This window comes from Pseudomonas fluorescens (assembly GCF_902497855.1).
GTDB lineage: Bacteria > Pseudomonadota > Gammaproteobacteria > Pseudomonadales > Pseudomonadaceae > Aquipseudomonas > Aquipseudomonas fluorescens_BI.
In genome coordinates this window covers 32,517-45,015 of record NZ_CABVHU010000004.1, presented here as the reverse complement: position 1 = coordinate 45,015, position 12,499 = coordinate 32,517, and the positions used below count along the sequence as shown (strand labels likewise).

Annotated in this window: 12 protein-coding genes; 7 read left to right on the top strand and 5 right to left on the bottom strand. The window is 60.2% G+C overall.

The window, feature by feature from the left end; all coding sequences use genetic code 11:
* The first annotated feature begins 2 nt into the window (after positions 1 to 2).
* Both glcF and F8N96_RS10010 read left to right on the top strand, forming a co-directional pair.
* A complete protein-coding gene (glcF, locus tag F8N96_RS10015; RefSeq protein WP_150797657.1) occupies positions 3 to 1,220 on the top strand; it encodes a glycolate oxidase subunit GlcF in 1,218 nt (405 codons plus the stop codon).
* 19 nt (positions 1,221 to 1,239) lie between these two features.
* On the top strand, positions 1,240 to 1,641 hold the full coding sequence (locus F8N96_RS10010) for a heme-binding protein (RefSeq protein ID WP_150797656.1): 402 nt from the start codon (positions 1,240 to 1,242) through the stop codon (positions 1,639 to 1,641).
* A 174-nt stretch (positions 1,642 to 1,815) separates the two neighbouring features.
* Here F8N96_RS10010 and F8N96_RS10005 read toward each other — a convergent pair whose 3' ends face one another.
* The 3 genes from F8N96_RS10005 to F8N96_RS09995 all read right to left on the bottom strand — a co-directional run bounded on the left by F8N96_RS10005 (position 1,816) and on the right by F8N96_RS09995 (position 5,123).
* Entirely contained in the window at positions 1,816 to 3,336 is a 1,521-nt protein-coding gene (locus F8N96_RS10005) for an MFS transporter (protein WP_150797655.1), read from the bottom strand.
* A gap of 157 nt (positions 3,337 to 3,493) precedes the next feature.
* Positions 3,494 to 4,807: a type II toxin-antitoxin system HipA family toxin gene (locus tag F8N96_RS10000; RefSeq protein ID WP_150797654.1), complete on the bottom strand. Its 1,314-nt coding sequence runs from the start codon at positions 4,805 to 4,807 to the stop codon at positions 3,494 to 3,496.
* A complete protein-coding gene (locus tag F8N96_RS09995; protein ID WP_150797653.1) occupies positions 4,797 to 5,123 on the bottom strand; it encodes a helix-turn-helix domain-containing protein in 327 nt (108 codons plus the stop codon). The genes F8N96_RS10000 and F8N96_RS09995 overlap by 11 nt, the downstream gene beginning before the upstream one ends.
* Before the next feature lie 339 nt (positions 5,124 to 5,462).
* Here F8N96_RS09995 and yghX point away from each other — a divergent pair, with 339 nt between their 5' ends.
* Positions 5,463 to 6,350, top strand: coding sequence for a YghX family hydrolase (yghX, locus tag F8N96_RS09990; protein ID WP_150797652.1), 888 nt, complete (start codon positions 5,463 to 5,465; stop codon positions 6,348 to 6,350).
* Positions 6,351 to 6,363: 13 nt separating this feature from the next.
* Here yghX and F8N96_RS09985 read toward each other — a convergent pair whose 3' ends face one another.
* Both F8N96_RS09985 and F8N96_RS09980 read right to left on the bottom strand, forming a co-directional pair.
* The gene (locus tag F8N96_RS09985; protein WP_150797651.1) at positions 6,364 to 7,518 is read right to left on the bottom strand and encodes a carboxylate-amine ligase; all 1,155 of its coding nucleotides are present in this window, start codon (positions 7,516 to 7,518) and stop codon (positions 6,364 to 6,366) included.
* 11 nt (positions 7,519 to 7,529) lie between these two features.
* Positions 7,530 to 7,778, bottom strand: a complete 249-nt coding sequence (locus F8N96_RS09980) for a hypothetical protein (RefSeq protein ID WP_150797650.1) — start codon at positions 7,776 to 7,778, stop codon at positions 7,530 to 7,532.
* Between the two features lie 152 nt (positions 7,779 to 7,930).
* On the opposite strand from F8N96_RS09980, the gene F8N96_RS09975 reads away from it, so the two are divergent.
* The 4 genes from F8N96_RS09975 to F8N96_RS09960 all read left to right on the top strand — a co-directional run bounded on the left by F8N96_RS09975 (position 7,931) and on the right by F8N96_RS09960 (position 12,463).
* Positions 7,931 to 8,170 (top strand): hypothetical protein, encoded by a 240-nt coding sequence (locus tag F8N96_RS09975; RefSeq protein ID WP_150797649.1) that lies wholly within the window; start codon positions 7,931 to 7,933, stop codon positions 8,168 to 8,170.
* Positions 8,171 to 8,447: 277 nt separating this feature from the next.
* Positions 8,448 to 8,954, top strand: a complete 507-nt coding sequence (locus F8N96_RS09970; RefSeq protein WP_128869840.1) for a sigma-70 family RNA polymerase sigma factor — start codon at positions 8,448 to 8,450, stop codon at positions 8,952 to 8,954.
* Entirely contained in the window at positions 8,951 to 9,919 is a 969-nt protein-coding gene (locus tag F8N96_RS09965) for a FecR domain-containing protein (protein ID WP_150797648.1), read from the top strand. The genes F8N96_RS09970 and F8N96_RS09965 overlap by 4 nt, the downstream gene beginning before the upstream one ends.
* Before the next feature lie 102 nt (positions 9,920 to 10,021).
* Positions 10,022 to 12,463, top strand: a complete 2,442-nt coding sequence (locus F8N96_RS09960; RefSeq protein ID WP_150797647.1) for a TonB-dependent siderophore receptor — start codon at positions 10,022 to 10,024, stop codon at positions 12,461 to 12,463.
* The last annotated feature ends 36 nt before the right edge of the window (positions 12,464 to 12,499 follow it).

Here is a 12,499-nt window from a genome sequence, read left to right as displayed (position 1 = left end):
CCATGCAAACCACCTTGAGCGAACAGGCTCGCCAACTGCCCCGCGCCGAAGAAGCCGAAAGCATCCTGCGCACCTGTGTGCACTGCGGTTTCTGCAACGCTACCTGCCCGACCTATCAGTTGCTCGGCGATGAACTGGATGGCCCCCGCGGTCGTATCTATTTGATCAAACAGGTGCTGGAAGGCAACGAAGTCACACAGAAAACCCAACAGCACCTGGATCGCTGCCTGTCCTGCCGCAACTGTGAAACCACCTGCCCTTCCGGTGTCGACTACCACAACTTGCTCGACATCGGCCGCGCGGTGGTCGATGCCGCCGTGCCGCGTTCGCTCGACCAGCGCCTGCTGCGTGAAGGGTTGCGCGGCGTCGTGCCCAATCCGCGACTGTTCAAGGCGCTGGTCAGCAGCGGCCAGGTGTTCCGCGCGTTGTTGCCCACCGCCTTGCAGGCCAAACTGCCGCGTCGCGTTTACCCGGCCAAGCCGCGCCCGGTCACCCGCCACGCCCGGCAGGTGCTGATGCTCGAAGGCTGCGTGCAGCCGAGCCTGTCGCCCAATACCAACGCCGCCACCGCGCGCGTCCTGGATCGACTGGGGATCAGCGTCACGGCCACCCGCGAGGCAGGCTGCTGCGGCGCCGTGGACTATCACCTCGATGCCCAGGCCGCCGGCCTCGATCGCGCCCGGCGCAACATCGACGCCTGGTGGCCAAGCATCGAAAACGGCGCCGAAGCCATCGTACAAACCGCCAGCGGTTGCGGCGCCTTCATCAAGGACTACGGGCACCTGCTCAGCACCGACCCGGCCTATGCCGAGAAGGCGAAAAAGGTCAGCGCCCTGGCCAAGGACCTGGTCGAAGTGCTGCGCGACGAGCCACTGGAAAAGCTCGGCGTGCACAGCGACCAGCGCCTCGCGTTCCATTGCCCCTGCACTTTGCAGCACGCACAGAAACTCGGCGGTGCGGTCGAGGCCATCCTGACCCGCCTGGGCTTCAACCTCACCCCCGTGCCCGACAGTCACCTGTGCTGTGGCTCGGCGGGTACCTATTCAGTGACCCAACCCGAACTGTCCCGGCAATTGCGCGACAACAAACTCAATGCGCTGGAAAGCGGACACCCCGAAGTCATCGTCACCGCCAATATCGGCTGTCAGTCGCACCTCGACGGTGCGGGCCGAACCCCGGTCAGGCACTGGATCGAACTGGTCGAAGCCGCATTGCCTTAACCCAACCCTGGAGAGTCTTATGAAAAGCAAAGCCGTACTGAGTCAGACCGAAGTCAGCCAGATCCTCGCTGCCGCCCGCACCGAAGCACAGAACAACCAGTGGGCCGTGACCATCGTGATCGTCGACGACGGCGGTCACCCGCTGGCCCTCGAACGCCTCGACGGTTGCGCCCCGATCGGCGCCTACATCGCCACCGAAAAGGCCCGCACCTCGGCCCTGGGCCGGCGCGAGTCCAAAGGTTATGAAGAGATGGTCAACGGTGGGCGCCATGCCTTCCTGTCGGCCCCCCTGCTGACCTCCCTGGAAGGCGGCGTGCCGATCATCGTCGACGGCCAGGTCATCGGGGCCGTCGGGGTGTCCGGGGTCAAGGCCGAGCAGGATGCACAAGTGGCCAAGGCCGGGGCGCAAAGCCTGAAATGAACCGGGCGCGGCTCGCGCTTGATAAATACTGTGTGATGGAGCGCTGAACCCGTAGGAGCCGGCTTGCTGGCGAAGGCGTCTTCATGGACGCTGCAAGGCTCAAGGCCGCCTTCGCTGGTAAACTCGATCCTACAATTGTCGGGCCGTGCCGGTAAACGACCCGACCTTCGATCACTACCCCTCGGAAAATTTTGGGGTTGGTATGCGCAAAGTACGCCGAGCAATCAGAATGGCCATGAGCGCCAAGCCGAACGTCACCCACGAAACCAGCCCGATCCCACCCTCGAATGCCCTCGCGGCCTGCGCCATCAATTCTCTCCCTTGATCTCCCGACAAGTCTGCCGCCACATGATGGGCGCCAGATAGCGTCTCACTCGCCAGCATCATCTGCACATCATTCAGAAATCCCGGAAGTTGCAATGCACCGCGATAGTAGGCAGTGACGAGACCACCGAGCACTGTCGTACCCAACACCACGCCCACTTCATAGGCCGTTTCGCTGATGGCCGACGCCGCACCCGCCTTTGCCGGCGGCGCGGCTGACAAGATCACATCATTGGACACCGTCGCGATCGCACCCACGCCGATATTCAGCAAGGCAAACGCCACCACCAAAACGGTCAGGCTGCTGCCCATGCTCGCGACCAGCAAAAACGCCGCTCCAGTGAACACCATGAGAATCGGTACCAGCACATGCACTTGAACTCGCTGCGCGACAGGCACGACCGCCATCCCCACCACAATCGCCATGACCTGACCCGGCACTAACGCGAGACTGGCACTCAAGGGCGACATCTGCAGAACAATCTGCAAGAACTGAGTAGTGAAGAATACGAAGCCTACGAGGAATGCCAGGCTCATCAGATTGATCAGCACGGAACCGCTAAAGGTGCCGTTGCGTAACAAACTCAGGTCCATCAGCGGCACAGGCAATCGTAACTGCCGACGCACAAACATCCAGCCCGCAACGGTGCCTGCTGCAAATGCTGACAACGCCATCCAGTCGATACCATTACTGGAGCTGTGTTTAATGCCATAAACAACGGCGCCCAGTGCTGCCATCGACTGCAGAATGCTTATCGGATCCAGCGGCCCTGAGGAGTCTGGTTCGGATTCGGGTAACAACAGAGGCCCCAGCACCAGCAGCGGTACCAACACGGGTACCGCCAACAGGAAAATCGACCCCCAACTGAAAAACTCCAACAACACCCCACCCACCAAAGGACCGAGTGCCGATCCCACGGTCAAGGTCGTTGCCCAGATCGCGACCGCCAATCTCCGTTCTTCTCGATCTTCGAACACCGAACGTATCAACGCCAGAGTTGACGGCATCAACATCGCACCGAAAACGCCCATACACGCTCGCCCGGCAATCAGTTGCATGGCGGTATCGGAATACGCAGTCAGCACCGACACTATGGCAAAACCCAAAGAACCGGCCAGCAGCAACTTACGATGGCCGATTCGATCCCCCAGACTACCCATCGACACCAGCAATCCCGCCAACACCAGCGAGTAAGCATCGATCATCCACAATTGCTGGGTGGCGCTCGGGTGCAGGGCTTCGGCGATCTTTGGTAACGCAAATCCAAGTACTGTGTTGTCAACTGTCACCAGTAATACAGGTAGCATCAGCACGCTTAGGCCTAACCAGCGTTTTGATCCTCGTTGTGCTGTCTCTCCTCTTAATGCCATTAACGAAACTCCTTTTCTTGTAAGAAAAATCAACTTCCCTCCCTGGAAGAAAAAAACACTTCTATAACTTAGTTACATTACGACTCAACAAGCCATTTGTTTCTTAGTGTATCTTAGAGACGATTTCACCCACCTCCAGCCAAGCTAATATTTAGAACTACCGGACTGGCAATATGCGTCTCACATCCTCGGCCAGCGCCCGGATATCCTGGTCATCCTCCTGCAGATTCTCGAAAGCAAACGCATTCAATACCTGCCGAGTGGCCAGTACGTTGCGGTCAACCTGGCTGACCCCGGACTCCTGACACACAAGCTCCCAATAAGCCCGGATACCTTCGATCTGCTTCAGGACAATCTGCCTGGCCCGGCCACGGTCCAGCAGGAACAGATGCGCGGCGTCCAGGCACAGGGCAATCTGGCTCTGGTTGGCGCCCCCCATGATGAGCATGCCCTGGCTCGCCACGTTCCCCGAGCGATTCTGCGGGCAGATGTCATAGGCGGGTGTCAGGCTATAGGCTTTGCCGTCAAAAAATGCCGCATGGTTACGTGCATGGTCATCTGTGTTCCCGCAGAGGATGTTGAACACTAGCCGGGAAAACAGCTCATGCAAATCTCGCTTGGGGTCGTGGAAATATTTCCTGATGAGGTGCGTGAGGTCTTCATAGCTCGTGTAGCGGGCCATCATCTCATCCAGCCCTAACAGCGTCAGTGCCGACACCATAATGCGCCTTGCCCAGCCTCCCGGTTGCGGGACACGGTCGAAGCGCTCGATCAGTAGTACATCCTTGCCCAAAACCTGCTGGATCTTTACCGGCGCGGCATCAAGTCCCAGCAAGTGTGCCAGGCGCATCATGATGAACTCCGACTTGACGACACTGACCGTATCGTTAGATGCAGAAAACTTGGCTACATACTTCGCATCGTCTGCCTTGATGAGTGCTTTGGGCCGTGCGCCACCGATAGATGATCCATGGCGCAGAGCTTGATCCAGCTCGGCCGTCAGAGGAATTCCCTTCTCTACCAGCTCGGCAGCATTGAGCAGTTCTTCAAGCGTGGCATTGTCGTTGCTACGTGACACATACTCGGTCGGTGACAACTGAAAATCCAGGGCGCCAATACGGTCAGAGCCGGACTCGAGCATATACGTCTGTTCATCCAGGTCTTGATCGTAAGCCGCGAGACCGGCTTTCCCGTAAAGGCGATTGATGATGACGCGTCGCCCCCAGGCATCGGGAGACGCGTCCCGTATCCCGCTGGCAATTTTCAATCCGGCTGGCGGCTCGATCATTTCAGTACCCAGCGGCAGCTCGAGGTTGTTCAGAGGGATGGCCTGCGGATTCTTCAGGTAGCTTTGACCGTAAAGAAAAGCAAATTGGCCATCGCGTCGCCTCACCAACCTGCCGGCGACAACAGGCTCTGTGCTGCCCGGCAACCACGTCCATATGTAACAGACTTGATCTTCAGAAGGCATTGCTCACCTCCTTTTTCGAGCTGCGGACAGAAGCCGGGAGCAAGGCGATTTTATCCGTGAGAATGCCAGTCAAGGTGCCCTGGTCCACCGGCGACTCAATCAACTCGATACCCAGGAGATGAGCCACCTCGAACGCGACGCCTATTTCACAGCCTGGCTCACATTTCTCGAGACGCTGGATGAGACTGCGGGAGACGCCGGCCCGCTCAGCCAGTTCCTGCAAGGTCAACCCACGCTCTTTTCGCTTGAGCTGGATCAGTTTCCCCAGAATCTCGAGTGCCTTGACGGTGTGGGGCGAATAGACGCGGTTGGCCATGATTGAATGCTCAGACGATAAAAAAAATTTGGCAGCGAGGAAGCTTAATACAATACTTATACCCTCATATAAGCCCTAAAGCCATCTTATGACTCATATACAGGTAAAAATCGAACACCAATTCAAAATCTGTTTCGCGCCATCAAATGTACTCGTATACGGTACACGAAGCAACTTTATGTATTTTTTGCGGGTATTTTTACCACTTGATCCGGACACAAAGGCTGTTCTATCGCTTAATCTCACTTCAGCACTTGTTCTTGAGCGACTACGCTCGGTAGTTATCGCTCACATCGTCGAGCCGGCAGCCACTCGACCCGCCCCAGAGGAAGCGCACAGATGACCCGTCTCACTGCGAAAGACTTTGCCCCGGAACTGCTCGAACTGTACGACTATTACGCCCACGGCAAGATCAACCGGCGCGAGTTTCTCGATCGTGCGGCGTTGTTCACCCTGGGCGGTTTGACGGCCAGCGCCCTGCTCGCCGCGCTGAGCCCGAACTATGCGCTTGCCGAGCAGGTCGAGTTTACCGACCCGGACATCATCGCCGAGTACGTCACTTACCCCTCGCCCAAGGGCAACGGGCAGGTCCGTGGTTATCTGGTGCGCCCGGCGAAGGCCGGCGGCAAGGTGCCAGGGGTGGTGGTCGTGCATGAAAACCGCGGGCTCAACCCGTACATCGAGGATGTCGCGCGACGCGTGGCCAAAGCCGGTTTCATCGCCCTCGCCCCCGATGGCCTGACGTCGGTCGGCGGCTATCCGGGAAACGATGACAAAGGCCGGGAGCTGCAGGCGACCGTCGACCCTGAAAAGCTCATGAATGACTTTTTCGCCGCGATCGAGTGGCTGATGAAGCACGACGCAACCACTGGCAAAGTCGGCATCACCGGGTTCTGTTACGGCGGTGGCGTGGTCAATGCCGCGGCCGTGGCTTATCCGGAACTGGGGGCTGGCGTGTCCTTTTATGGTCGCCAGGCAGAGGCCAAGGACGTCCCCCGCATCAAGGCGCCGTTGATGCTGCACTATGGCGAACTGGATACCCGTATCAACGAAGGCTGGCCGGCCTATGAGAAGGCGTTGAAAGCCGCGGGCAAGACCTATGAAGCTTATATCTATCCGGGCGCCAACCACGGTTTCCATAACGACTCCACGCCCCGGTACGATGACGCGGCGGCGCGGTTGGCCTGGGACCGGACGCTGGGGTGGTTTCGGCGGTATCTGGTCTAGCGGTGAGTTCGAGTCATGACTCACACATTGCTCGATTGATGCAGGGTTGCTCCGCCGTCTCCATCAGCAACAGATCCACCACCGCCGACAGCGCGGCTTGTACATCCCCGGTGCTCCCCAAGACTTGCCGGTAGAGGGTGCGCTGTCGCTCGGCACTGGTACCATCCCGCAGTATCCGGCGCGCCTGGGTAAAGACCTCCTCCACGCCCATTGCCTGCGCGGCGTCGCCAAAGATCTGCTCGGCCATGAACAACCACTGCTCGGCAGAGAAAGGCCGGTCGTAACCCTCGACAATGAAGGACGCGTGGATGCCAAATCGCTTCGCGCGCCAGCGGTTTTCCTGGAGGATCCACCGCGATTGCTGTGACCAGCTCGATCCCGGGCGGGGTTGATCGATGGCACAGGCGACCAGTAATCGAAACATAGCGGCAATGCACAAAGCATCCTCCAGGCGCGGGCACGCATCCGTCATCCGCAGCTCCAGGGTCGGAAACCGGCTCGCGGGTCGTACACCCCACCAGCATTCGCCGGCCTGGCGGATGGCGCCGGTACGGATCAGCAAGTCGACGTAGGCGTCATAGGCATTTTGATCTGCGAAATACTCCGGAACTCCCATCCTCGGCCACTCGTCACAGGCCGTCTGGCGATAGCTCATGAAGCCGCTGTCGGCACCGTTCCAAAAGGGCGAGGAGCTGCTCAGCGCCAGCAACAACGGCATCCACGGCAAGATTTCGTTCATCACGTGAATGCGATCCAGATGGCCGGGCACTTCAACATGCACGTGCAGACCGCAGAGCAGGCTACGCCGGGCCACGTGCTGGTAGTCTTCGAACAGCTGAAGAAAATGCGCTTGGTCTGTGGGCTGTTGGGTGCGCCAATCGGCCAAAGGGTGGCTGCCGGCAGTGAGCAATCCCAAGCCATGAGGTTCGAGCGCGAGCCGCAAGCTTTGGCGAGCGGTACCCAGGTAATCCGCCGCTTGCGGCAGGCTGGTGAATATGGGGGAAGCGACTTCGATTTGCCCCAGGAACATCTCAAGGGCAAAACAATCGCCCAGCACTGCCTTGCACGCTTCAATCGCGGCGCCGGAGGGCTTGCCGGACATACGCCGGGTCTCCAGGTCGGTGATGAAGTATTCCTCTTCAATACCGAAATTCAGGTATCTGTTCATCCATGCGAACCTCAGTGATAGTCCTCTCCCGCAACCGCGCGCAAATACGCCTGATCCGCCTCGATTCGCAGGTCGCGCCACTCCTCCCAGGTAACGATCCCCTGGCGATCCAGCTCATCCGACTGGCGTAGCAGCTCTTCATGGTAGGCATCCGGAGATTCCATGCGCAGCGCGATGTTTTCCAGCGCCCGATGCCAGGCATCCAGTGCACGCAGTCGGCGTTCCTCGGCCAGCGTCAGCAGGTTTCTGAGAGAGTTCATGGCGGTGGGATTCCCGAGTCATTTGGGCAATGGATCAACAGGATTCGACATAGGTTCATGAGGACCGATAAGAGGTGCGAACGCGCTGGTAAAAAACTCGAACTCGGGCCCAGGCGCTGCATCCAATGTGTAGGCCAACCGAGGTAAGCGCGATGAACAACGATGACCGCGACAACGACGTGGAATCACAAACAACGTCGAACGCCCCGCCCACTGATACGTCCGGCAAGCCGGTCAATGTGGTGGAACGGGATATCGAGGACAGGGACAGTGACACCCAGGGGGTGGATGAAAGCATTACGCCCTCTTCCACTCGGACCAAGGAGCAGGACGCTGAGGAGCTCAGCAAAAAAATTGCCGAGATAGAACGCAAGGTGGCGGATGGCAACTAAGAAAAGCAGGCTTATAAAAAAGGCAGGCAGGCTGATCAGTGGTGTCCGCCTCGCCAGCACGTCAGGGACGAGCTGATTGGGCCGCGACTGGCGAGGGGAACAACTAGACATTAGCTCATAATTTAAAGATGTCTCATGCGCCGCGACCGTGGCCGCAGCTTTTTATTTTTTTCAGACGAACCACACGCCTCGGCGTTTGCAAACCTGGAGATTGCAGTGGCGATCCTCTCACAGGTAGTATTGAGAACGATTCACACTCACATCTGGAAAGCCACCGGTGCAATCTCCTCCGACCAGCAAGCTGGGCTTCTTTTTCAGCGACCATCATCGCTGGCTGCTGCAGCATATCCAGCGACGCCTGCGCAATCACGCGGACGCCGAGGACACTGCCGCCGATACGTTCTGCCAGATGCTGACCGCCCGCGTCGACCCCGACAGCATCGAACAGCCTCGCGCCTACCTGTCGACCATCGCCCGCCGGTTGATTTTCGATCGGCATCGGCGGCGCAAGCTGGAGTTGGCCTACCTGGAACGCCTGTCCACTGTGCCGGAGGCGCTGGCGCCCTCTCCCGAAGAACAGTTGCAGCTGATTGAAGCACTGGTCGCCATCGACCGGGCGATCGACGGCTTGCCGCTGGTGGTCAAGGCGACCTTCCTCTACAGCCAACTGGACGGGCTGAGTTACGTGGCCATTGCGCAAAAACTCGGGTTGTCGGAACGCACGGTCAGCCGCTACATGAAACAGGCACTGCGTCAGTGCTACCTCAGCGAGATGGCGCCATGAACAAGACGCGCCTGGACCCCGTCAGCGAGCAGGCCATCGACTGGATGGTGCGCCTGCGCGCCGGCACGCCGGACGCCGCGTTGCAGGCGCGATTCAACGCCTGGCTGGCGATGGATCCTGCGCATGCCCAGGCCTGGGCGAAATTGCAGGAGCGACTCGATGGTTCCTTCAACACGGTGCGCGCGCTGGATCGACGCGTGCCCGGACAAGCCGGCGAGGCGCGCCAACTGCTGCTGCAGCCCCATGGTTCGCGGCGCGACGCATTACGTGTGATCGCCGGCCTGGGCCTGCTCGGTGGCGGCTTGTGGCTGGGTGCGCGCAGCCCGCTGGGTGACTCGCTGCTGGCGGACCTGCACACCGGGCGCGGGCAGCGCCAGGATTTCAACCTGGCCGACGGCAGCCGCCTGAGCCTGAATGCCGACAGCGCGGTGGACCTGCAGTTCGACGACCGGCAAAGGCTGGTGGTTCTGCGTCACGGCGAATTGATGATTCAGGTGGCGGCCGATCCCCGGCGTCCCCTGCGCGTACGCACCGCCCAGGGTGAAATACGCGCATTGGGCACGCGTTTCCTGGTGGCTCAGGAGCCGGACGCCAGTCGCGTGGTCGTGCTGCAGCATTCGGTTCAAGCCCGGTTGTTCGACGGCACCACGCTGGACCTGCAGGAAGGTCAGTCGGCCCTGCTGTCGGCCCGGCAGATCAGCGCCGTTGCCGGCGACCAGCGCCACCGCGCCGACTGGCTCAGCGGACGCCTGAATGTGCTGGACGAACCCCTGGAGCAGGTGGTCGAGGCGCTGCGCCCGTACAGCCGCGGATTTGTGCGGGTCTCGCCCGAGGTTCGTCACTTGCGCGTCCAGGGTGTATTCCCGCTCGACGACCCCGACCGGACCTTCACCGCGCTGGCCGAAACCCTGCCCATCCGGGTGGATCGCTACAGCCCCTGGTTGACGCTGATTCGGGCGAAATAGCCGTGCAGATAAATTTTTTTTGAAAATCACTCTCATTCGTGTCCGGTTTTCATTTCTCGTCCCACCTATCTCCTGACACTTCCACACCATCAGGAGAATGCTGTGTTCAACCCGTGGCCCCACACCCTTTCCGCTGCCGTTGCCCTGGCAATCCTGGCCAGCCCTGCCCTGGCACAGGCCCAAGACCTGTCCTTCAACCTGCCGGCCGGCCCCCTCGCCAGCACGCTGAATGCCATCGCCAGCCAGAGCGGGCATATCGTTTCCCTGGAACCTTCGCTGGTGCAGGGCAAACAGGCACCGGCGGTGATTGGCCGGATGCCCGCCGCCGAGGCGATGCAAAGGGCACTGACCGGCAGCGACCTGCAGCTGCGCGTCACCGAGCAAGGCAACTTCAGCGTCGAACCGGCCACGGACAGCAACGCCGCGCTGCAACTGGGTGTCACCAGCATCGTCGAACGCAGTGTCGATGCCACTACCGAAGGCTCGGGCTCCTACGCGGCACGGGCGGTGACCATCGGCAAGGGCACTCATACCTTGAAGGAAATTCCGCAGTCGGTCACCGTGATGACCCGCAAGCAGATGGACGACCAGGGCCTCACCGATCTTAAAGACGCCGCCAACCAGACCACCGGACTGGTCGGCGTCCAGGGCGTGGGCAAAGGCATGATCCTGACCTCGCGCGGCTTCCAGATCGATGACTGGCAGTACGACGGCGTGCCGATCCCGCGCAACACCTACGCGCTGGGCAACTGGGCCACCCAGGACCTGATCTTTTTCGATCGCATGGAAGTGCTGCGCGGTGCGTCCGGCTTGCTGCAGGGTACCGGCAGCCCCGGCGGTGCGATCAACCTGGTGCGCAAACGCGGCCAGTACGCACCGACCGTGACCCTCACCGCAAAGGCCGGTTCCTGGGATCATTACGGCCTGCAACTGGACGCCGGCGGACCGCTGAACCAGACCGGCACCGTGCGTGGCCGCTTCGTTGCCGATGAAGACCAGAGCCAATCCTTCACCGACTACGAATGGAGCAAGACCCACTCGCTGTACGGCGCGCTGGACTTCGATCTGCGCGAAGACACTACCCTGGGCCTGGCCGTCAGCCGCTCCGACGGCGAGTCGCGACCGATGATCCGCGGCCTGCCCCGCTACGCTGACGGCAGCCCAGTCGACGTGTCGCGTTCGACCTACACCGGTGCGCGCTGGAACCATTCGGATATCGATGTCACCACGGTCTACACCGATCTGGAGCACCGGTTCAACGACGACTGGGCGTTCAAGGTCGGCGCGGTGCGCATGACGGAAGACAACCAGGCGAAAAACCAACGGCTGCAAACCATCGACGACGGCCTCAATGCCGATGGCAGTGGCGTGCAATATGCCGATTTCGTGTCGGACTTCGACGCCACCAAGGTCGGTCTGGACATGAACCTCACCGGACGTTTCGAAGCCCTGTCGATGCAGCAGGAAATCATGCTCGGCGGCAACTACTCCAAGTTCACCTCGGACGACCGTTTTGCGCGGACCTTCAACGACAGCAGCGACACCATCTTCGGCATCGATCATGACCGCCCCGAAATCAGCTACGACGGTTTGCTCAATACCCCCGGTGGCCGCGCGACCCCGAGCAAATACGACATCCGGCAAAAAGGCCTGTACGGCAGCTGGCGGGTCAAGCCGATTGAGCCGCTGACCCTGGTGCTCGGCGCCCGGGTCAGCTGGTATGACTACAGCTACAAGTCGGCGACCCAGGCCGCGTTCAGCGACGTCGCTATCGACGACGCGCCAAGCACCACCAACGAAACCGGAGAAGTCACGCCCTACGCCGGCATCGTCTACGACCTGAACCGCGAATGGGCGGTCTATGCCAGCTACACCGACGTGTTCGAACCACAGACCTCACGTACCACGAGCGGCTCGGTGCTTAAGCCGGTGATCGGCAGCAACTACGAAATCGGTCTCAAGGGCGAGCTGATGGATGGCCGGGTCAATACGTCCCTGGCGGTGTTCCGTTACGACCAGGAGAATCGTGCGGTCAACGACGTCGCCTCGGGTTTCGCCTGCGACGGCTGGTACTGCTCGACCGCCTCAGGCAAGGTTCGCAGCCAGGGGATCGAGGCGGAAATCAGCGGCGAAGTGCTCAGCGGCCTGCAACTGTTCGCCGGCTACACCTACAACACCACCAAATATCTCGAAGATCCGGTCGACGAAGGCAGGGTCTTCAGCCAGTGGACGCCCAAGCACATGCTGCGGGTCTGGAGCGACTATCAGTTCAGCGGCGACTGGAGCCGGGTCAGCACCGGGCTGGGCTTCACCACCCAAAGCCACACCCTGGGTTACGAACGCACCTACGAGATACCCGGCTACACCGTATGGAATGCTCGCCTGGGCTATCAACTCACCCCGGAAATCGACCTGGCATTGAATGCCAACAACCTGTTCGACAAGAACTATTACACGGCTGGGTACAACCAGCTCAATGGCAACAACTACTTTGGTGACCCGCGAAACGTCATGTTCAGCGTGAAATACACCCCTGCGTTCTAACGCCTGTAAAGCGCTTCTGGTTCTAACGCCTGTAAA

Coding starts and splice junctions, on each gene's coding strand:
- F8N96_RS09975 (WP_150797649.1), top strand. CDS start 7,931: ATGAACAACGATGACCGCGACAACGACGTGGAATCACAAACAACGTCG.
- F8N96_RS09965 (WP_150797648.1), top strand. CDS start 8,951: ATGAACAAGACGCGCCTGGACCCCGTCAGCGAGCAGGCCATCGACTGG.
- F8N96_RS09985 (WP_150797651.1), bottom strand. CDS start 7,518: ATGAACAGATACCTGAATTTCGGTATTGAAGAGGAATACTTCATCACC.
- yghX (WP_150797652.1), top strand. CDS start 5,463: ATGACCCGTCTCACTGCGAAAGACTTTGCCCCGGAACTGCTCGAACTG.
- F8N96_RS10005 (WP_150797655.1), bottom strand. CDS start 3,336: ATGGCATTAAGAGGAGAGACAGCACAACGAGGATCAAAACGCTGGTTA.
- F8N96_RS09980 (WP_150797650.1), bottom strand. CDS start 7,778: ATGAACTCTCTCAGAAACCTGCTGACGCTGGCCGAGGAACGCCGACTG.
- F8N96_RS09995 (WP_150797653.1), bottom strand. CDS start 5,123: ATGGCCAACCGCGTCTATTCGCCCCACACCGTCAAGGCACTCGAGATT.
- F8N96_RS10000 (WP_150797654.1), bottom strand. CDS start 4,807: ATGCCTTCTGAAGATCAAGTCTGTTACATATGGACGTGGTTGCCGGGC.
- F8N96_RS10010 (WP_150797656.1), top strand. CDS start 1,240: ATGAAAAGCAAAGCCGTACTGAGTCAGACCGAAGTCAGCCAGATCCTC.
- glcF (WP_150797657.1), top strand. CDS start 3: ATGCAAACCACCTTGAGCGAACAGGCTCGCCAACTGCCCCGCGCCGAA.